Source organism: Porphyrobacter sp. TH134 (assembly GCF_002855495.1).
Lineage (GTDB): Bacteria > Pseudomonadota > Alphaproteobacteria > Sphingomonadales > Sphingomonadaceae > Erythrobacter.
This window is the reverse complement of the sequence record NZ_PKRO01000010.1, coordinates 49,595-67,244: the sequence shown is the minus strand read 5'-3', so window position 1 is coordinate 67,244 and position 17,650 is coordinate 49,595. Positions and strand designations below refer to the sequence as shown.

The window sequence follows — 17,650 nt, the reverse complement described above, 5'->3', positions numbered from 1 at the left end:
GCTATCACGGATACCATGCCAGAAACCTTTCCAATGTTGCCAGCCCGTAAGCCTGGCTCTTTTCCGGGTGAAACTGCACGCCGATGATATTGTCCTGCGCCACGGCGGCCACCAGCCCCTCGCCGTGATCCGTCATGGCGGCAACATTGTGCGGATTGTCGGCGGCAAAGTGGTAGGAGTGGAGGAAATAGGCCTCACCCTCCTCGATCACCGGATGGTCCTTGGCATGGGGCAACAGGGCCACATCGTTCCAGCCCATGTGCGGCACCTTGATCGCAGGATCAGTCGGCTGGATCAGCCGCACCTCGCCCGCAATCCAGCCGAGGCCGGGTGTCTCGCCATGTTCGAGCCCGCGGGTCGCCAGCAATTGCATGCCCACGCAAATACCCAGGAACGGCGCAGCCCCCACCTGCACGCGCTCGCTCATCGCGTCGACCATGCCGGGAATGGCGTTCAAGCCCTCGGCACAAGCCTTGAAACTGCCGACGCCGGGCAGCACGATCCGGTCGGCCGCGCGCACCGCATAGGGATCGGCGGTGACAGTGACCGCGGCCCCCGCAGCCTTCAGCGCATTGTGAACCGAGTGGAGGTTGCCCGCGCCGTAATCGACCAAGGCAACAATCTCACCCACCGAGTTGCCCCTTGGTGCTCGGGATCGCCGTGCCCTTCCTCGGATCAAGCTCCACCGCCTGCCGCATCGCCCGGGCGAAACCTTTATACAGGCTCTCGCAGATGTGGTGGTTGTTGCTGCCGTACAGCAGTTCCATGTGCAGCGTGATCCCGGCGCTCTGGGCAACGGAATGGAACCAGTGCTCGATCAGCTCGGTATCCCATTCGCCCAGCTTTTCTTGGCTGAACTTGGCCTTCCACACCAGAAATGGGCGCCCGGAAATATCCAGCGCCACCCGGCTCAGCGTCTCGTCCATCGGCGAATAGGCCGCGCCGTACCGCCCGATCCCGGCCTTGTCGCCCAAGGCATTGCTGATCGCCTGACCCAGCGCAATCGCCGAATCCTCGGTGGTGTGGTGCTGGTCGACATGCAGATCGCCCTCCACCTTCATCGTCACATCGATCAGAGAATGGCGGCTGAACTGTTCGACCATGTGATCGAGAAAGCCGATCCCGGTGCTGACGTCATAGGCGCCCGTGCCGTCAAGATTGACGTGGATGGCGATTTTGGTCTCGGTGGTGTTGCGGTCAACCGAGCCGGTGCGCTGAGGGGTGCGGGCGGGGATGCTGGACATGGCCCCGCGCTATAGTCGGCTGGCAGCGCATGACAAGCATCGCGCGCAGATGCACGGGCAATCCGGCGTTGAAGCTGCATGAGGGCTTGACCAAGCCCGCGCGCAGCGCCACCAATCGGCACGTTATGACCAGTGATGCACCCGATAGCCTGATCCCTTACGACGAGATCGTGCAGGAAGCCCTGCGTGCGGTGGTCGGACGGGTGCTTGGTTCGATTGTCAGCAGCGGCAGCACGTTGCCCGGCGCGCATCATTTCTACATCACCTTCAAGACCGGCGCACCCGGCGTGTCGATCCCGCCGCATCTGCGCGAACGGTTCCCCGACGAAATGACCATCGTGCTCCAGAACAAGTTCTGGGATCTGGAAGTCCTGCCCCACAGCTTTTCGGTCAGCCTCACCTTCAATCAGGTGCCGGCCAAACTGAACATTCCCTTTGCCGCCATCACTGCCTTCGTTGACCCGGCCGTGGATTTCGGCCTGCAATTCCAGGCGGCGGTCGAAGAACTGGCCCCCGAAGTCCACGACGATGCCGAAAATGACGGACCGGACACCGATCCTGATGGCTCCAACGTGGTCTCGATCGATTTCGGGCGCAAGAAATAGGCCGATGCCGCGGGGCAAACGCCTTGGCCGGGGCACGCGCGCGCGCACCAATAGCCCGGAAAACTCCGGCGCGGGCGGCCTGCCGCTACCCAGCCCCGTCGCGGGCACCAATCTGGTCATCGCCGACATCGTGCTGCGCGCGGCAGGAGGCCTGCTGCGCGACCAGATGGAAAAGGGCCTGCTGCGCGGCAACTATGACAAAACCAAGGTCGACAAGCTGGTCCACGGACGCGGATTGGCCTCCAGCGTTGCGCTGTGGGGGGCGAGCCACCTTGCCCGCCGTTCGCCGCTTGGTCTGGCGGTGGTGGTGGGCGGATTGGCCGCCAAGGTTTTCTACGACCGCGGCAAGCGGCTGGAAGCGAACCGCAAGGCGCAAGCATCGCTTACGGCCCCCGCCCGCGACGCCTGATCGCGGCTTGCTTGCCCAGCCTCCCGATGAAGGCCCTCTTGATTAAAGGGCGCGTGTTGGTGCAACGGGGCCCATGGGCGATTCCTCACACCACGCAGACGACACGCTTCACCGCCGGGGCCTGATGTTCATCCTGTCCTCGCCGTCCGGCGCGGGCAAGACCACCCTGTCGCGGATGCTGCTGGCTGATGATGGCGAGATTAAGCTGTCGGTCTCCGCCACCACCCGGCCGCCGCGCGCGGGAGAGGTCGACGGGGTGCATTACCATTTCGTCACGCCCGACCGCTTTCAGGCGATGATCGACGAGGACGACTTCTACGAATGGGCCGAGGTCTTCGGCCATCGTTACGGCACGCCCAAGGGGATCATCCGCGCCGCGCTGAAGGAAGGGCAGGACTTCCTGTTCGATATCGACTGGCAGGGAACCCAGCAGCTTTACCAGAAAGATCAGCAGGATGTGGTGCGGGTGTTCATCCTGCCCCCTTCGATCGACGAATTGCACCGCCGCCTTCAGGGCCGCGCCACGGACAGCGCCGAGGTGATTGCGGCCCGCATGGAACGTGCGCGGGCTGAAATCAGCCATTGGGACGGCTATGACTATGTCATCATCAACGATGATGTGAACGAATGCTTTGCCAAGGTCCGCGCCATCCTTGAAGCGGAACGCATGAAGCGTCAGCGGCAGACCGGGCTGATTCCGTTCGTGCGCGGATTGATGAAATAACGCGGCAGCCGGCGGCAGGCGCTAACCCGCCGCAGCGCCCTCGGCATCCGGCGTAGCGGGAAACAGCACCCGCACCGCCCCCATCGCCGCCAGCGCGCCGATGATCTGCGCCATCACGAAAGCGGGAATATCCGCCGGCGCAATCCCGGTGAAGGTGTCGGTAAAGCCGCGCGCAATGGTGATCGCAGGGTTGGCAAAGCAGGTTGACGCGGTGAACCAGCAGGCTGCGAAGATGTACAGCGCCACGCTCATCGGCACGGCTTCGGGCCGGGTGCGCAAGGTGGCAAAGATGGTCAGGATCAGGCCGAAGGTCGCGATCCCCTCGCTCACCCACTGGCCGATCCCCGTGCGCGGATTATCGGCGATTTGCACAACGGGAAGGTCGAACATCAGGTGGACCACAAAGGCGGCCAGAACGCCGCTGATGACCTGCACCGCAATATAGGCCAGCGCCGCGCCGGTTTCGATCTCGCCGCGCAGGCGGATCATCAACGTCACCACCGGATTGAAATGCGCGCCCGACACCGGCCCGAGCATCACGATGATGACATAGAGGATCGCGCCAATTGGCAAGGTCGTGCCGATCAGGGCGACCGCGACGTTTCCGCCCGCCAGATTGTCAGCCATGATGCCTGCCCCCATCACGGTGGCAAACAGCAGAAACGTGCCGAGCGCCTCGGCCAACAGCCGCGCGGTCAAGCAGCCCGGCTCCGCACTGTCACATCGCGATGCGCCATCATCTCTTCCCCCCCTTTTGAAGCGTCCGGCCTTGCGCTGGCTTTGGCTTAGCCCTTGCCGCCCGGATCGGCAAAGTGGTTGGGCAGCAAGGCGTTGACCACCCCGCCATCCACCGTCAGCGTTTCGCCCACTACATAGTCGCCCGCGCGGCTGCACAGGTAGATGGCAGCTGCCGCCATGTCTTCGGCCGTACCGATCCGCTGGGCCGGAATGCCCGCTGCGCTGGCATCAGGCGCATCTTTGGCAGCCTTGTTCATCTCGGAAGGGAAGGCACCGGGCGCGATGGACGAGACCACGATATTGTCTTCGATCAACCGGGCCGCCATGCGCCGGGTCAGCTGGATCACGGCCGCCTTTGACGCCTGATAGGCATAGGTTTCCCACGGATTGATCCGCTGGCCATCGATCGAGGAAACGTGGATCACCTTGGCCGGATGCCCGGCCTTGCCGCCCGCGACCAGCAGGTCGTGCAGCTTTTGCGTCAGGAAGAACGGGGTCTTGACGTTCAGGTCCATCGTCCGGTGCCAGCCGGCCTCGCTGAATTCGAGGTAAGGCTGGCCCCAGGCCGCGCCGGCATTGTTGATCAGAATGTCGAGCCGCGTCTCGCGCGCCGTCAGCTCGTTAACGAGGCCCATCATGCCATCCATCTGGCTGAGGTCCGCGGGGATGCCGATCACCCGGTCCGCGCCAAATTCGTCAATGGTCGCCTGCATCTGATCGGCCTTCCGCGCCGAGATATAGACCTTGGCACAGCCCGCCGCGAGCAACCCCTCGACGAACATCTTGCCGATCCCGCGGCTGCCGCCGGTGACGAGGGCGATGCGCCCTTCGAGGCTGAAAAGTGATTGAATGTCCATAACTTCAAATCTCTCCCGTCATTGCGAGCGTAGCGAAGCAATCCAGAGCGGTTCGCGTGACGCTCTGGATTGCCGCGTCGCCTGCGGCTCCTCGCAATGACGAGGAGCGATTGTTGATCAATACCCGCTCAATTCCGCCACGCGATTGGCGTGGAAATGCGCATCGCCGAGGAATTCGGCGAGCGCCCGGTCGCGCTTCATATAGAGGCCGATGTCATATTCGTCGGTCATGCCGATGCCGCCGTGCATCTGCACGCCTTCCTGCACCGCAAGCCGCGCGGTCTTGGCGACCTTGGCCTTGGCGACACTCGCCATCAGGTCGGCATGAGCCGAGCCGCCGTCGAGCAATTGCTGCGCCTTGATCGTAGCGGCGCGGGCGATCTCGACCTCGGAATAAAGGTGGCTGGCGCGGTGCTGGAGCGCCTGAAACTCGCCGATCAGCTTGCCAAACTGCTTGCGCTGCTTGAGGTAATCGACGGTCATATCCATCGCCCCGCGGGCAACGCCCACGCCCTCGGCCGCCGCGCCGACCCGGCCGGCCAGCAGCATCGCATCCAGCACAGCGCGCCCGCCATCGACCTCGCCGATCACGGTATCGCCGTCCAGTTCCACGCCGTCAAACCGGGTGTGGGTCGCCATCGAGGAGTCGACGAGCCGCACGGCATCATGGCTCATGCCTGCCGCGTCTTTCGGCACGGCGAACAAGGTGATCCCGTCGGCGTCCTCGTCAGCCCCTGATGTGCGGGCTGCGACCACGATCATATCGGAGCTGCTGCCGTGGATGACAAAGCTTTTGGCGCCCGTCAGGCGGAACCCGTTGCCCGACTTTTCGGCGCGGGTGGCGATGCGTGACGGGCGGTGCTTGGCGGTTTCGTCAATGGCGACAGCGAACACACAATCGCCCGCGATCAGACCCGGCAGATAGCGGCCCTTCAAATCGTCCGACCCGTGCTTGAGCGCCGTCGCGGCCAGCACGGACGACGTCAGGAACGGCGAGGGCGTCAAGTTGCGGCCGATTTCCTCCAGCACGATCCCGGCTTCGACATGGCCCATGCCCAGCCCGCCATCGGCTTCTTCCACCAGCATGCCGGTAAAACCCATTTCGGCCATCTGCTTCCACAAGCCGTGGCCAAAACCATCCTTGCAATTGCGGTCCCGCCAGTGGCGCAGCTGTTTGGCAATGTTGCCTTCTTCCGCGATAAACCCGCGCGCGGTATCGGCGAGCATGGCCTGATCGTCGTTGTGATACAGGGGCATTGTTTTTCCCTCTCCCGGAAATTCAAATCGTCATCCCGGGCTTGACCCGGGGTCGCCATCGTCTTGGCGTGAGTAACGAGCGGCCCCGGATCACGTTCGGGGCGATGCTGGCCTCAAGCGCCCGGCAAATCCAGAATGCGCTTGGCGATCACATTGAGCATCACCTCGCTGGTGCCGCCCTCGATTGAGTTGGCCTTGGTGCGCAGCCACGAACGCGAAGGCTTGCCGCCTTCGGTCTGCTCGCTGTCCCATTCAAGGCTGCGTGAGCCTCCGACCGCCATCATCAGTTCGTGGCGGCGCTTGTTGAGCTCGGTGCCCGCGTATTTCATCATGTTCGGCTGCGCGGGATGCGCCTTGCCGACCTTGATTTCATCGAGGAACTTCTCACCCATCGCCGCGTAAGCCAGTGCGTCGACATCGAAATTGGCAAGCTCGGCGCGCAGCACCGGGTCAAGATCGTCACCCAGCTTGGCCGAATGCCGCTTCATCGCCGCGCCGATTGCCGCCTGACGCTCGCCGCCATCCGCGCCCGAGATCATCTCGCGCTCGTGGCCGAGCAGGTACTTGGCCACATCCCAGCCGCGCCCAACGGTGCCCACATAGGCCGGGCAATCCTCGCCATAGGACTTGGGAACGGCAACATTGTCGAAGAAGGTTTCGCAGAAGGGCGAAGAACCACTGATCAGCAGGATCGGCTTCGTCGTGACGCCTTCGGATGCCATGTCGAACAGCATGAAGGTGATGCCTTGATACTTGTCGGCCTTGTCGGTGCGGACAAGGCAGAAGATCCAATCAGCCTGATCGGCGTAGGACGTCCAGATCTTGCTGCCATTGACCGTCCAGTGGTCGCCCTGATCTTCGCCAAAGGTCTGCAAGCTGACGAGGTCGCTGCCCGAGCCCGGCTCCGAATAGCCCTGACACCAGCGGATTTCGCCGCGCGCGATTTCATTGAGGAAGCGCTGCTTCTGGCCCTCGGTGCCAAAATGCAGCAGCGCCGGGCCAAGCATCCAGATGCCGAAGCTGCTGAGCGGCGGGCGGGCATTGATGCGGCCCATTTCTTCGCGCAGCACCTTGGCTTCGGCCGGTGAAAGCCCCGCCCCGCCGTATTCCTTCGGCCAGCTTGGCACGGTGTAACCCTTGGCGATTGCCGCGTCGAGCCAGGCTTTTTGCGCCTCATTCTTGAAGGTCGCGCGGCGCCCGCCCCAATAGATATCGCTTTCATCGCGGACGGGTTCACGCATCTCGGCCGGGCAGTTCGCCTCCAGCCAGGCACGCGTTTCGCTGCGGAATGTTTCCAGATCGGCCATGACCGATTCTCCTCTCTCACGTCTCTCGCTTGACGCTTACGTTATCGTCATTTGGAGCACGGCTGCAAGCGCCGATCACACCGTTTGCGCGCGTCTCGCGATGCCGTAGCGTCAGCCCTGCACGATTGACGCGAGGCACAATCGGTCTAGGTTCGAAACCGAAAAAGGGAGAGGTGTCTTGGCCGGATTCGGCGATTGGGCTGACTTCAGGGTCAGACGCGGATGAGCATGATCGCCGGGCCGCTTCCGGGCAGGCTCAAACTGATGCACGGCTTCGGCGCAGTGGCGTTCGGGGTGAAGGACGGCGGCTTCACGTTCTTCCTGCTGCCGTTCTACAATCTGGTGCTGGGCGTGGATGCCGGCATTGTCGGCGCGGCGCTGGCGACGGCACTGGTGATCGACGCGCTGGTCGATCCGCTGATCGGGCACTTGTGCGACCGCACCTACACCCGCTGGGGCCGCCGCTTGCCGTGGCTGTATATCGCCGCAGTTCCGCTGGCGCTGGCATGGGCGCTGCTGTGGTCACCGCCCTTCACCGGGGTACCAACCTTCTGGGAGATCGTGGCGCTGGCCGTGGGCGTGCGGCTGCTGCTGTCCGCCTGCGAAGTGCCCTCGATCAGCATGGTGCCGGAAATCACCGGCGATTATGTCGAACGCACCACATTGTTCCGCTACCGGTTTCTGTCAGGCTGGATCGGCGGGCTGGCGATGTCGATCCTCGCCTTCACCGTGTTTCTGCCGACACCCGAATCCCAGCTGGAACCGGGTGGCTATGCGGTGTTCGGCATGGTGGGCGCGGTCGTCATCCTGGTGTCGGTGATCGGATCGGCGCTGGGACAGCATTCTTATGTTGCGCGTCTGCCCGACAGCGCGCCGCCGCCGTTCTCGCTGCGGCTGGCGTTTGCCGACATCTTCGATGCGTTCCGTGAACGCGCTTTCGTGATCTTCGCATACGGCGCGCTTGCGGCCTATGTCAGTCAGGGGGTGACGCTGTCGATCACGCTCTACATGCTGCGCTATGTCTGGCAGTTCAGCGAGCTGGCGTTCAAGCTGTATCCGGCTGTTCTGGGCCTGTCGGTGGTAGCGATGTTTGTCGTGGTCGGCCCGCTCCACCGCCATTTCGGCAAGCCGGCGAGCGGCGCGGGCGGCGCTGTGGCGGCGCTGGTAATTGCCGGCGCGCCCTATGTCCTGCTGCTTGCCGGGCTGTGGCCGCAGGCCGGATCGGCGCTGTCGACCGGCCTGTTCATGGCTCTGATGGTGGTGGCCAACACGGCGGGGATTGTTTCGATCATCTCGGCAACATCGATGGTGGCAGAAATTGTCGAAGCCTTTGAAGAACGCACCGGCAAGCGCGCCGAGGGGACGTTCTATGCGGGCAACTGGCTGATCCAAAAATCGGCGACCGGCGGCGGCATCTTGCTGACCAGTCTGATCGTCAAGATCATCGGTCTTGAGCCGGGCACAGCACAAAGCGCGGTCGCACCCAGCGTGGCGGCCAATCTGGCGCTGGCCTATCTTGCGGTTTCGGCGGTGCTGACGCTGCTGGCAGCTTATTGGCTGGCCCGCTTCCCGATCAGCCGCGCCGATCACGAGACCCGCCTTGCTGCGCGAAAGGCTGCCAATCACAGCCCAGCCGGAGTACCGCGCGCACCATAAATGAGAGCTTGGCGGGCGACCGAGGCTCTGCCACGGTCTCTGCCAGATTCGGTTTTCAAACAGGACGAGAGAGGAACACCCCCATGGATTTCGAACCCACCGAACGCCAGCTTTACTGGCGCAACCGCGTGCGCGATTTCATCGAGGCGCATGTCCGCCCGAACATGGCGGTCTATGACCAGCAGGAACACGAGGGCGAGCGCTGGAAGGTGCTCCCCATTGTCGAGGAAACCAAGGCCAAGGCCAAGGCCGCCGGCATCTGGAACCTGTTCATGCCCCCGCGCAATGACAGCCATCACCATGTCGATGACACGTTCGAATTCGAAGGGCCGGGCCTCACCAACCTCGAATATGCCATGTGCGCCGAAGAAATGGGCCGCATCGGCTGGGCGAGCGAAGTGTTCAACTGCTCCGCGCCCGACACCGGCAACATGGAAGTGTTCCACCGCTACGGCACCCGCGAGCAGAAGGAAGCCTGGCTGCGTCCGCTGATGAACGGCGAGATCCGCTCGGCCTTCCTGATGACCGAGCCGAACACGGCCTCGTCCGATGCGACCAATATCGAAACCCGGATCGAGCGGGACGGCGATCATTACATTATCAACGGGCGCAAGTGGTGGTCTTCGGGCCTCGGCGATCCGCGGTGCAAGATCGCGATCCTGATGGGCAAGACCAACCCGGATGCGCAGCGCCATTCCCAGCAGTCGCAGATCCTGATGCCCATCGACACGCCCGGCGTGAACATCCTGCGCCACCTGCCAGTGTTCGGCTACGACGATGCGCCGCACGGCCACATGGAAGTCGAGATGGTCAACGTCCGCGTTCCGGCGGAGAATATCCTGCTCGGCGAAGGGCGCGGGTTCGAGATCGCGCAAGGCCGCCTCGGGCCGGGCCGCATCCACCACTGCATGCGCACCATCGGTGCCGCGGAAGAAGCGCTGGAGAAAATGTGCCGACGCCTGCAGGAGCGTGAAGCCTTCGGCAAGCCAGTCTACAAGCACTCGGTCTGGGAAGAGCGCGTGGCGCGCGCCCGCATCGACATCGACATGACCCGTCTGCTCTGCCTCAAGGCGGCGGACATGATGGACAAGGTCGGCAACAAGGCGGCCAAGCAGGAAATCGCCATGATCAAGGTGCAGGCCCCGAACATGGCGCTGCGGATCATTGACGATGCGATCCAGGCGCACGGCGGCGGCGGTGTGTCGGACGATTTCGGCCTTGCGCGCTCCTATGCCAACCAGCGCACCCTGCGTCTGGCTGACGGGCCGGACGAGGTCCACGCGCGCTCGATTGCGCATATCGAGTTCGCCAAGCACGCCCCGCGTCCCGGCCCCACGGCCAACGCGCTGCGCGGCGATCACGGACGTGCTGCCAATGATGGCCAGAGCTTCAGCTCGGGCGACATGGGCGTTGCGCGGTAAGCGACCATCCCAACACCGTTCGTGTCGAGCGAAGTCGAGACACCTTGGCACGAACGGTTCTCGACTGCGCTCGAACCGAACGGAAAGCATAGACCATGGCAAAAGCCGCCATTCTTGAAGCACCCGGCCAGGGCCTTCGCATCGCCGAAGTCACCTATGCCGCACCCGGCCCGCATGAGGTGTTGATCGACACCAAGGCGTGTGGGCTGTGCCATTCCGATCTGCACTTCATCGACGGGCATTACCCTCACGCGCTTCCGGCTATTCCGGGGCATGAGGCGGCAGGGATCGTGCGTGCAGTCGGCAGCGAAGTGCGCACGGTGAAGCCGGGCGACCACGTCGTCAGTTGCCTCTCGGCTTTTTGCGGGCATTGCGAATTCTGCATCACGGGCCGCATGGCGCTGTGCCTTGGCGGGGACACCCGCCGCCAGAAGGGCGAAGCCCCGCGCATCGCCTTTGCTGATGGCAGCGCGCCGGTCGCCCAGATGCTCAACCTTTCGGCCCTGTCCGAACAGATGCTGATCCACGAACATGCCTGCGTCGCGATCGACAAGGCCATGCCGTTCGACCGCGCCGCCCTTCTCGGCTGCGCGGTGACGACCGGCGCGGGGACGATCTTCAACGCCTGCAAGGTGACGCCAGGCGAAACCGTGCTGGTGGTCGGCTGCGGCGGTGTGGGCCTTGCCGCGATCAACGCGGCCAAAATCGCGGGCGCGGGCAAGATCATCGCTGCCGATCCGCTTGCCGAAAAGCGCGAACTGGCCACAGTGCTCGGCGCAACCCACACCGTCGATGCGCTGGCAGATGATGCTGCCAAGCAGATCATCGCCATTAGCGGTGGCGGGGTCGATTGGGGGATCGAGGCGGTGGGGCGGCAAGCCTCGGCCGATCTCGCCGTGGCTTCGCTGCGACGCGGCGGGACGGCGGTGATCCTTGGCATGATGCCGCTTGATTGCAAGGTCGGCCTCGGCGCGATGGACTTGCTCGGCGGCAAGAAACTGATGGGCGCGATCATGGGAATGAACCACTTCCCGGTCGATCTGCCGCGCCTCGTCGATTTCTACCTGCGCGGGCTGCTTGATCTCGACACGATCATCGCCGAGCGGATTTCGCTCGATGAGGTGAACGAAGGCTTCAACACGATGCGCGCCGGGCATTCGGCGCGCACCGTTGTGGTGTTTGACTGATGCCAGAAACGAACGAAATCGATTTCGACAAGGAAATGGTCGGCACCGTCGCGGTGACCGAGAAGGACGCGCTCGACCTTGCCGCGCTGACCGCATGGTTCGAAGCCAATGTCGAAGGCTTTGCCGGCCCGATCAGCTACACCAAGTTCAAGGGTGGCCAGTCGAACCCGACCTACCGGATCGACACGCCGGGCGCGTCTTATGTGCTGCGCCGCCAGCCCTTTGGCAAGCTGCTCCCCAGCGCCCATGCCGTCGACCGCGAATATGCCGCGATGACCGGGCTGTTCCCGACCGGCTTCCCGGTGCCGCGCACCTATGGCCTCTGCGAAGACCCGGAAGTGATCGGATCGAAGTTCTTCGTGATGAGCATGGCCGATGGCCGTTCGCTGTGGAATGGCGCGCTGCCCGGCATGGAGCCTGCCGAACGCCGCGCGCTCTACCATGCGCTGATCGACACCATGGCCGACCTGCATCTCAACCAGCCGGACACAATCGGCATGGGCGACTATGGCAAGCCCACCGATTACTGCGCCCGCCAGATCGCCCGCTGGACCAAGCAATACAAGCTGTCCGAAACCGAGCTGATGCCGGAAATGGAAGCGCTGATTGCCTGGCTGCCCCAGACCATCCCGCCGCAGCACGGATCATCCGTCGTGCATGGCGATTACCGGCTCGACAACGTGATCTTCCACAAGACGGAAGCCCGCATTATCGCGGTGCTCGACTGGGAGTTGTCGACACTGGGTGATCCGATCGCGGACTTCAGTTATCTGATGCTCAACTGGCACAACCCTGCCGATGGCCGCGCTGGGCTGGTGGGGCTGGACCTCGAAGCGCTCGGCATCCCGTCTCAGGACGAAGCGGTAGAACGATATGTGGCGCGCACCGGCTATCCCGTGCCGCCGATGGACTGGTACTTTGCCTATAACCTGTTCCGCCTCGCCGGGATCATGCAGGGCATCAAGAAGCGCGTGATCGACGGGACGGCCTCCTCTGCCCACGCGCAGGCGATGAGCGAGCGGGTGCGTCCACTGGCAGAGCGGGCTTACGAATTCGCACGGGCAGCGGGGATGGATTCCTAGATTTTTCGCATGCGCAGCCGCGCTTGTGGCCGTGCGTGCTGAAAAACTGGGCAGGTCTGCGTGACTTACGTATGCGTGCCTCATCCGTGTGCAGCGCGCGCTTGCCGCCAGCGCGCAGCGCGGCTACGGCGAGGCCGAATTCTGACCCGTTCCCGTTCATCCTGCGCCCGTCGAAGGGCCGGAGCTTCTCTTTTTTGTGCGCTGGCCCCGAAGGAAAGACAGTCCTTCGGCAAGCTCAGGATGAACGGGGATCGGAGTCTTTCTGGAGACCGCGCATGACCGAAGCCCTTATCACCGCCATCGAAGCTGCCTGGGACGACCGCGCTTCGGTCACCGCAGGCCATCCGGTGGGCGATGCTGTGGAGAAAGCGCTCGCCCTGCTGGATAGCGGTGCGGCGCGGGTGGCCGAGCCCGATGGCAACGGCGGGTGGACAGTCAACCAGTGGCTCAAGAAAGCCGTGCTGCTCAGCTTCCGCCTCAACGACAACCGCGTGATGGATGGCGGCGCAGCCAGCGCGCCCGCCTATGACAAGGTGCCGATGAAGTTCGCAGGCTGGGGCGATAACCGCTTCCGCGAGGCCGGCTTCCGCGTCGTGCCCGGCGCAGTGGTGCGGCGCGGTGCGCATATCTCCAAGGGCGTCGTGCTGATGCCAAGCTTCGTCAACATCGGCGCTTATGTTGGCGAAAACACCATGATCGACACTTGGGCCACCGTCGGCTCCTGCGCGCAGATTGGCGCGAATGTCCACATCTCGGGCGGGGCCGGGATCGGCGGCGTGCTTGAGCCGCTTCAGGCCGAACCCGTCATCATCGGTGACAACGCCTTCATCGGTGCCCGCGCTGAAGTGGCCGAGGGCGTGCGCGTGGGGACAGGCGCCGTGCTGTCGATGGGCGTCTATCTCGGCGCGTCGACCAAGATCGTCGACCGGGCAACCGGCGAAATCCATATCGGCGAAGTGCCGCCCTATGCGGTGGTCGTCCCCGGCTCGATGCCCGGCAAGCCGCTGCCCGATGGTTCGCCCGGCCCCAGCCTGTATTGCGCGGTGATCGTCAAGACAGTCGATGCGCAGACACGCTCCAAAACCGGCATCAACGAACTGCTGCGCGACTAGGGCAAGCCCCGCTTCTGCCTGCGGCGTCGGGCGCTGATGGATCGGTGACGCGGCGGAACATTCCTGCTGCGCTTCGGCTTATCCTCTGCGTGAACCAAGCAGGAGACTTCAATGCCGACCCCCGAACCGCAAACCCGGATCGACCAAGCCGATGCCAAGGCGGGCAGCAGGGAAGGCGTGGTGCGCTGGGTCTTGCTCATCAGCCTCACTCTGGCCATCCTTGCCATGACGCTGATTTGGGTGACAGGCGCGCTGACGCAGGACAACGTCGAAAGCCAGGGGACCGCCACCGGCAGGGTCGAGGCTGAGGCCGAAGCGCGCGATGCGCCGCCTGCTGACAGTGCAGCAGCAGTCCCCAGCCCGGACTGATCGGGAACCAATCACGGCCGCTTGACTTGATTGACGTAGCGGAAGATGTTTCCGTTACGTCAAACCATGGGGAGAGCCGTGATGTCCGATCAAAACGACGCCATTCGCATCAACGACGAAGCCGCACGCGGGGCCGTTACCAACACCGGGCTGCGCTATGTGCTGGGCTTCAGCCTGGGCTTTGCAGTGATCGCGATGAGCCTCGTCTGGATCATTCCAGCGCTCTACAACGCGAGCCATTGATCATTTCGGTTTGGCGGGCGGGCTGATCAGCGTCTCAATCGGCGCTTCGCCCGCCATGCTTGCCGCATAAGCCTCGGCTGCCCGCATCACGCGCAAGGCATTGCGGCTGGCGATCATCTCCAGTTCGGCTTGCGAATAGCCGCGCTGCGCCAATTCGGCAAACAGCAGCGGATAGCCGCGCACGTCCTCGAAACCGACCGGGCCGGACGGCATCCCGTCAAAATCGCCGCCAATTCCAATCGATTCGACCCCGGCAACCGCCCGGATATGGTCGATATGGTCGGCCATGTGCTTGATGGTGGTGGCCGGTTCAGGCGAAGCCTTGTCCCACGCCGCCATCGCTTCGGTGACCTTGGAGGGTTGTCCCTGCCACAGCGCCTTCAACCGCGCTTCTTCTGCCGAACGACGCGCAAACCACTGCCGGCGCTCTTCATTGAGGAAGCCCGGCAGGGCGACCACCATCACGATCCCCCCGTTTTCAGGAAGCCGCTTCAAGACACTGTCGGGCACATTGCGCGGATGCCCATTGACCGCGCGCGCGCCGGAATGGCTGAAGATCACCGGCGCCTTGGCCACATCCAGCGCATCAAGCATGGTATCCTCGCTCACATGGCTGAGGTCCACCAGCATCCCGAGCCGGTTCATCTCGCGCACCACATCCTTGCCGAATTCGGTGAGGCCGCCGTGCACCGGCGTGTCGGTGGCCGCATCGGCCCAGGGCGTATTGCTGTTGTGGGTAAGAGTCATGTAGCGCGCGCCCAGCGCATGCAGCTGGCGCAGCACCCCAAGGCTTGACCCGATCGAATGGCCGCCTTCCATCCCCAGCAATGACGCGATCTTGCCCTCGGCCATCGCGCGTTCGACCTGATCGGCGGTTTCGGCGAACCGCAGGCCTTCAGGGTAGCGCGCGATCAGACGGCGGGTCACATCGATCTGCTCGATCACCTCGCGCACGGCTTCGTCCTCATCAGGGTTCGAGGGGACATAGACCGACCAGAACTGCGCGCCCACCTTGCCTTGCTTCAACCGCGCCAGATCGGTCTGCATCACCGCACCTTGCGGATGCGCTGCGCCGGTGTGGCTGGTGTCCTCGAAGTCAAAGGCGTTGATCTGGTTGGCGACGCGCGCGCGCAGCTGATTGGGCACGTCATTATGCCCATCGAAAATCGGCGCTGCTTCCAAGGCCGCATTCGCGACTGCGGTGGCCGCATCGGCAGGCGCATCTTGCGCAGCCAGCGGGCTGGCCAGCACCAGACCGGCAGCAAGAGCAAGACGAGAGGGCGCGAAACGTTGCATGGAGGTGGCTCCCGAAGCTAGAGCGCCCGGATACATGGGCAAGGACACTGGCATGGGTGATAGCGCGGCCGCACTGATCGAACAATTGGGCCTGACCGCCCATCCTGAAGGCGGGTGGTATGCCGAAACCTGGCGAGGCGGCGCAGGCCCCGACGGGCGCGCCAGCGGCACCGCAATCATCTTCCTGCTGCGCGCAGGCGAGGCCTCGCACTGGCACACAGTCGACGCAGCGGAGCTATGGCTGTGGCAAGCGGGCGATCCGCTGGAATTGCGACTGGCCGCCGACCATTCAGAGCCGGCGCGGTCCGTGATTCTTGGCAGCGACGTGGGCGCGGGCCAGCAGCTACAGGGCCTTGTCGCTCCGGGCGAATGGCAGGCGGCCAGAGGATTTGGCGAACCGCGTCATGGCTACAGCCTGGTATCTTGCGTGGTGGTGCCGGGGTTCGATTTTGCCGGATTCACGCTCGCACCGCCGGGGTGGGAACCGGGATGCGGACAGCCCGCATGATCCGGCCTGTCCTGCGCTGGGTGTTGGCCGCGTTCTACTTTGCGGCGGGCGTGATCCACCTGATCAACCCCGCCCCCTTTCTGACCATCACTCCAGCATGGGTTCCAGCGCCTGACGCTGTGGTGCTGCTGACAGGCGTGGCCGAGATCTTCGGAAGCCTTGGGCTGGTGCAGCCGTTCTCCTTGAAACTGCGGCAGGCGGCAGGATGGGGGCTGGCGCTGTATGCGCTGTGCGTGTGGCCCGCCAATATCAACCATTTCGCGCTGGACATGGCGCGCGGCGATGGTGGGCTTGGGCTGGGCTATCACGTGCCGCGCATGTTTGCACAGCCGGTGATTATCTGGCTCGCTCTATGGGTGGGCGATTGCTTGCCCCTACCCCGCCGCCGCGCGTGACCGGGGAAGAAGCGATCCTCAGCCTGCTGGACGAGCGGGCAGCCGGGGCAACAATCTGTCCGAGCGAGGCCGCCCGCCGCCTTGCCGAGTCCGTGGCGGGGCCCGAGGGCAATTGGCGCGAACAGATGGACACCATCCATGCGGCCACCGACGCGCTATCCACACGCGGCGCCATCGTTCTCTCGTGGAAAGGCATCGCCATGCAAAAGCGGCGCGGACCCTATCGGATCGCGCGCCGCTGATGTCTGGCCAAAGCCATGCGGTGCCGCACGGACACCGCAGCCACTCTTAGCTGAGGTGCTTGGAAACCGCAGCCGTCATCTTGAACATCGAGATCTGGTCCTTGCCGATCACCGCGCCCAGCTTGGCATCGGGATTGATCTGACGCTTGTCCGTCTTGTCCTGCAGGTCGTTCGCCTTGATGTATTCCCACACCTTCGAGGTCACCTGAGCGCGCGTCATCGGGCCTTTGCCGATCACCGCTTCAAGATCGCCCGAAAGCGTTACCGGCTTTTGCAATGCATTCGTCGTGCCAGCCATCGTCTACTCCCTTATGTAAGTGGCAGGTTAATCGAGATCATCATCTTCCCAGCCTGCATCATCGTCTCCGCCGCCGGTGAAGGTGGCATGGAGCACTGCACAGGCCGTAATCGTCCCTTGCAGCGATGCAAGCAGTTCCGCTCGTCCCGCGCCAGGCATCAGCACCAGCGGCAGGTCGGTCGCGAACAGTTGAAACAGGTAATGGCGCGTTTCGCCCTCGGGCGGGTCGGGCAGCAGCCATTCGGAATTGCCGACCGCATTCTTGCCGGCGCGCGGCGGGGTTTCGCCTTCGAGCAGCTTGCCGCGCTGGCCTTTCAGCCCCCAGACAAGCCAGTGGCAAGCCGGTTCGGCATTGGTGGTGGACGCCTCTTCGACCACCAGCACCAGTTCGGCAGAGCCGGGCGGCGGCGCGCTCCATTCGAGCGGCGGGGCCACCGCGTCTTCTTCGGTCGCGGTGAAGCTGGGGTCGAGCGGTTCGCCAGCGGCAAAGGCCGGGCTGGTCAGAGCAAATCCGCCGCGCGCAAAGGTCTGCGCCGACCCCAGCTTCGCAATCGCGAGGCCGGGATGGCGTGCGGCCGCAGGCACACGGGGTGCAAGCCAATCAGGAAAATCAGGCATGATTCTGTCGTTTCATCGCCCTCGTGCTAGTCTCTTCGGCTGCGCGATACGAGACTTGTCACCGCGGTTTTGGGCAGTTTCT

The 17,650-nt window shown here is 63.9% G+C and carries 22 protein-coding genes; 13 read left to right on the top strand and 9 right to left on the bottom strand.

Annotated features, from left to right (window positions below; all coding sequences use genetic code 11):
• Positions 1 to 4: 4 nt before the first annotated feature.
• Together hisH and hisB are read right to left on the bottom strand one after the other, a co-directional pair.
• The gene (hisH, locus tag C0V72_RS06705) at positions 5 to 631 is read right to left on the bottom strand and encodes an imidazole glycerol phosphate synthase subunit HisH (protein ID WP_101792508.1); all 627 of its coding nucleotides are present in this window, start codon (positions 629 to 631) and stop codon (positions 5 to 7) included.
• Positions 624 to 1,244 carry an imidazoleglycerol-phosphate dehydratase HisB gene (gene hisB / locus C0V72_RS06700; RefSeq protein WP_101792505.1) on the bottom strand — a complete coding sequence of 207 codons (621 nt, stop codon included), beginning with the start codon at positions 1,242 to 1,244 and terminating at the stop codon, positions 624 to 626. Before hisB ends, hisH begins: the two co-directional genes overlap by 8 nt.
• A gap of 125 nt (positions 1,245 to 1,369) precedes the next feature.
• Here hisB and C0V72_RS06695 point away from each other — a divergent pair, with 125 nt between their 5' ends.
• The 3 genes from C0V72_RS06695 to gmk all read left to right on the top strand — a co-directional run bounded on the left by C0V72_RS06695 (position 1,370) and on the right by gmk (position 2,982).
• On the top strand, positions 1,370 to 1,849 hold the full coding sequence (locus tag C0V72_RS06695) for an SspB family protein (protein WP_101792607.1): 480 nt from the start codon (positions 1,370 to 1,372) through the stop codon (positions 1,847 to 1,849).
• Between the two features lie 4 nt (positions 1,850 to 1,853).
• The gene (locus C0V72_RS06690) at positions 1,854 to 2,258 is read left to right on the top strand and encodes a hypothetical protein (protein ID WP_101792503.1); all 405 of its coding nucleotides are present in this window, start codon (positions 1,854 to 1,856) and stop codon (positions 2,256 to 2,258) included.
• Positions 2,259 to 2,331: 73 nt separating this feature from the next.
• A complete protein-coding gene (gene gmk, locus C0V72_RS06685) occupies positions 2,332 to 2,982 on the top strand; it encodes a guanylate kinase (protein WP_101792500.1) in 651 nt (216 codons plus the stop codon).
• Between the two features lie 21 nt (positions 2,983 to 3,003).
• Here gmk and C0V72_RS06680 read toward each other — a convergent pair whose 3' ends face one another.
• From C0V72_RS06680 to C0V72_RS06665, 4 genes are all read right to left on the bottom strand, one after another.
• Positions 3,004 to 3,681: an aquaporin gene (locus C0V72_RS06680; RefSeq protein ID WP_101792497.1), complete on the bottom strand. Its 678-nt coding sequence runs from the start codon at positions 3,679 to 3,681 to the stop codon at positions 3,004 to 3,006.
• Between the two features lie 86 nt (positions 3,682 to 3,767).
• On the bottom strand, positions 3,768 to 4,577 hold the full coding sequence (locus tag C0V72_RS06675; protein ID WP_101792495.1) for an SDR family oxidoreductase: 810 nt from the start codon (positions 4,575 to 4,577) through the stop codon (positions 3,768 to 3,770).
• Between the two features lie 117 nt (positions 4,578 to 4,694).
• Positions 4,695 to 5,834 carry an acyl-CoA dehydrogenase family protein gene (locus C0V72_RS06670; RefSeq protein WP_101792491.1) on the bottom strand — a complete coding sequence of 380 codons (1,140 nt, stop codon included), beginning with the start codon at positions 5,832 to 5,834 and terminating at the stop codon, positions 4,695 to 4,697.
• Between the two features lie 113 nt (positions 5,835 to 5,947).
• Positions 5,948 to 7,141, bottom strand: coding sequence for an acyl-CoA dehydrogenase family protein (locus C0V72_RS06665; RefSeq protein WP_101792488.1), 1,194 nt, complete (start codon positions 7,139 to 7,141; stop codon positions 5,948 to 5,950).
• Positions 7,142 to 7,363: 222 nt separating this feature from the next.
• On the opposite strand from C0V72_RS06665, the gene C0V72_RS06660 reads away from it, so the two are divergent.
• From C0V72_RS06660 to C0V72_RS16370, 7 genes are all read left to right on the top strand, one after another.
• Positions 7,364 to 8,797 (top strand): MFS transporter, encoded by a 1,434-nt coding sequence (locus C0V72_RS06660; protein ID WP_101792485.1) that lies wholly within the window; start codon positions 7,364 to 7,366, stop codon positions 8,795 to 8,797.
• 83 nt (positions 8,798 to 8,880) lie between these two features.
• Complete coding sequence (locus C0V72_RS06655; protein ID WP_101792482.1) at positions 8,881 to 10,218, top strand: acyl-CoA dehydrogenase family protein; 1,338 nt, start codon at positions 8,881 to 8,883, stop codon at positions 10,216 to 10,218.
• Between the two features lie 95 nt (positions 10,219 to 10,313).
• The gene (locus C0V72_RS06650) at positions 10,314 to 11,405 is read left to right on the top strand and encodes a Zn-dependent alcohol dehydrogenase (RefSeq protein WP_101792479.1); all 1,092 of its coding nucleotides are present in this window, start codon (positions 10,314 to 10,316) and stop codon (positions 11,403 to 11,405) included.
• Positions 11,405 to 12,487, top strand: a complete 1,083-nt coding sequence (locus C0V72_RS06645; RefSeq protein WP_101792476.1) for a phosphotransferase family protein — start codon at positions 11,405 to 11,407, stop codon at positions 12,485 to 12,487. Before C0V72_RS06650 ends, C0V72_RS06645 begins: the two co-directional genes overlap by 1 nt.
• A 275-nt stretch (positions 12,488 to 12,762) precedes the next feature.
• Positions 12,763 to 13,599 (top strand): 2,3,4,5-tetrahydropyridine-2,6-dicarboxylate N-succinyltransferase, encoded by an 837-nt coding sequence (gene dapD, locus C0V72_RS06640; RefSeq protein WP_101792474.1) that lies wholly within the window; start codon positions 12,763 to 12,765, stop codon positions 13,597 to 13,599.
• A gap of 111 nt (positions 13,600 to 13,710) precedes the next feature.
• Positions 13,711 to 13,968 (top strand): hypothetical protein, encoded by a 258-nt coding sequence (locus C0V72_RS06635; RefSeq protein WP_199797773.1) that lies wholly within the window; start codon positions 13,711 to 13,713, stop codon positions 13,966 to 13,968.
• Between the two features lie 81 nt (positions 13,969 to 14,049).
• A complete protein-coding gene (locus C0V72_RS16370; protein ID WP_172438935.1) occupies positions 14,050 to 14,211 on the top strand; it encodes a hypothetical protein in 162 nt (53 codons plus the stop codon).
• On the opposite strand, the gene C0V72_RS06630 is transcribed toward C0V72_RS16370, so the two are convergent.
• Positions 14,212 to 15,507, bottom strand: a complete 1,296-nt coding sequence (locus tag C0V72_RS06630) for a dipeptidase (RefSeq protein ID WP_101792471.1) — start codon at positions 15,505 to 15,507, stop codon at positions 14,212 to 14,214.
• Between the two features lie 52 nt (positions 15,508 to 15,559).
• Here C0V72_RS06630 and C0V72_RS06625 point away from each other — a divergent pair, with 52 nt between their 5' ends.
• From C0V72_RS06625 to C0V72_RS06615, 3 genes are read left to right on the top strand one after another with little or no spacing between them, the layout of a single operon-like run.
• Positions 15,560 to 16,015 carry a cupin domain-containing protein gene (locus C0V72_RS06625; protein WP_101792604.1) on the top strand — a complete coding sequence of 152 codons (456 nt, stop codon included), beginning with the start codon at positions 15,560 to 15,562 and terminating at the stop codon, positions 16,013 to 16,015.
• Positions 16,012 to 16,410 (top strand): DoxX family protein, encoded by a 399-nt coding sequence (locus C0V72_RS06620; protein WP_101792602.1) that lies wholly within the window; start codon positions 16,012 to 16,014, stop codon positions 16,408 to 16,410. Before C0V72_RS06625 ends, C0V72_RS06620 begins: the two co-directional genes overlap by 4 nt.
• The gene (locus tag C0V72_RS06615; RefSeq protein ID WP_101792468.1) at positions 16,407 to 16,652 is read left to right on the top strand and encodes a DUF3253 domain-containing protein; all 246 of its coding nucleotides are present in this window, start codon (positions 16,407 to 16,409) and stop codon (positions 16,650 to 16,652) included. Before C0V72_RS06620 ends, C0V72_RS06615 begins: the two co-directional genes overlap by 4 nt.
• 46 nt (positions 16,653 to 16,698) lie before the next feature.
• On the opposite strand, the gene C0V72_RS06610 is transcribed toward C0V72_RS06615, so the two are convergent.
• Together C0V72_RS06610 and C0V72_RS06605 are read right to left on the bottom strand one after the other, a co-directional pair.
• Positions 16,699 to 16,950 (bottom strand): SWIB/MDM2 domain-containing protein, encoded by a 252-nt coding sequence (locus C0V72_RS06610; protein ID WP_101792465.1) that lies wholly within the window; start codon positions 16,948 to 16,950, stop codon positions 16,699 to 16,701.
• A 27-nt stretch (positions 16,951 to 16,977) separates the two neighbouring features.
• Complete coding sequence (locus tag C0V72_RS06605; protein WP_101792462.1) at positions 16,978 to 17,568, bottom strand: YbhB/YbcL family Raf kinase inhibitor-like protein; 591 nt, start codon at positions 17,566 to 17,568, stop codon at positions 16,978 to 16,980.
• Positions 17,569 to 17,650: the final 82 nt, after the last annotated feature.

Excerpts from the sequence above, each read along its gene's own strand:
- hisB (WP_101792505.1), bottom strand. The coding sequence starts at position 1,244 with ATGTCCAGCATCCCCGCCCGCACCCCTCAGCGCACCGGCTCGGTTGAC.
- C0V72_RS06695 (WP_101792607.1), top strand. The coding sequence starts at position 1,370 with ATGACCAGTGATGCACCCGATAGCCTGATCCCTTACGACGAGATCGTG.
- C0V72_RS06690 (WP_101792503.1), top strand. The coding sequence starts at position 1,854 with ATGCCGCGGGGCAAACGCCTTGGCCGGGGCACGCGCGCGCGCACCAAT.
- gmk (WP_101792500.1), top strand. The coding sequence starts at position 2,332 with ATGGGCGATTCCTCACACCACGCAGACGACACGCTTCACCGCCGGGGC.
- C0V72_RS06675 (WP_101792495.1), bottom strand. The coding sequence starts at position 4,577 with ATGGACATTCAATCACTTTTCAGCCTCGAAGGGCGCATCGCCCTCGTC.
- C0V72_RS06670 (WP_101792491.1), bottom strand. The coding sequence starts at position 5,834 with ATGCCCCTGTATCACAACGACGATCAGGCCATGCTCGCCGATACCGCG.
- C0V72_RS06665 (WP_101792488.1), bottom strand. The coding sequence starts at position 7,141 with ATGGCCGATCTGGAAACATTCCGCAGCGAAACGCGTGCCTGGCTGGAG.
- C0V72_RS06660 (WP_101792485.1), top strand. The coding sequence starts at position 7,364 with ATGAGCATGATCGCCGGGCCGCTTCCGGGCAGGCTCAAACTGATGCAC.
- C0V72_RS06655 (WP_101792482.1), top strand. The coding sequence starts at position 8,881 with ATGGATTTCGAACCCACCGAACGCCAGCTTTACTGGCGCAACCGCGTG.
- C0V72_RS06650 (WP_101792479.1), top strand. The coding sequence starts at position 10,314 with ATGGCAAAAGCCGCCATTCTTGAAGCACCCGGCCAGGGCCTTCGCATC.
- C0V72_RS06645 (WP_101792476.1), top strand. The coding sequence starts at position 11,405 with ATGCCAGAAACGAACGAAATCGATTTCGACAAGGAAATGGTCGGCACC.
- dapD (WP_101792474.1), top strand. The coding sequence starts at position 12,763 with ATGACCGAAGCCCTTATCACCGCCATCGAAGCTGCCTGGGACGACCGC.
- C0V72_RS06635 (WP_199797773.1), top strand. The coding sequence starts at position 13,711 with ATGCCGACCCCCGAACCGCAAACCCGGATCGACCAAGCCGATGCCAAG.
- C0V72_RS16370 (WP_172438935.1), top strand. The coding sequence starts at position 14,050 with ATGTCCGATCAAAACGACGCCATTCGCATCAACGACGAAGCCGCACGC.
- C0V72_RS06630 (WP_101792471.1), bottom strand. The coding sequence starts at position 15,507 with ATGCAACGTTTCGCGCCCTCTCGTCTTGCTCTTGCTGCCGGTCTGGTG.
- C0V72_RS06625 (WP_101792604.1), top strand. The coding sequence starts at position 15,560 with ATGGGTGATAGCGCGGCCGCACTGATCGAACAATTGGGCCTGACCGCC.
- C0V72_RS06620 (WP_101792602.1), top strand. The coding sequence starts at position 16,012 with ATGATCCGGCCTGTCCTGCGCTGGGTGTTGGCCGCGTTCTACTTTGCG.
- C0V72_RS06610 (WP_101792465.1), bottom strand. The coding sequence starts at position 16,950 with ATGGCTGGCACGACGAATGCATTGCAAAAGCCGGTAACGCTTTCGGGC.
- C0V72_RS06605 (WP_101792462.1), bottom strand. The coding sequence starts at position 17,568 with ATGCCTGATTTTCCTGATTGGCTTGCACCCCGTGTGCCTGCGGCCGCA.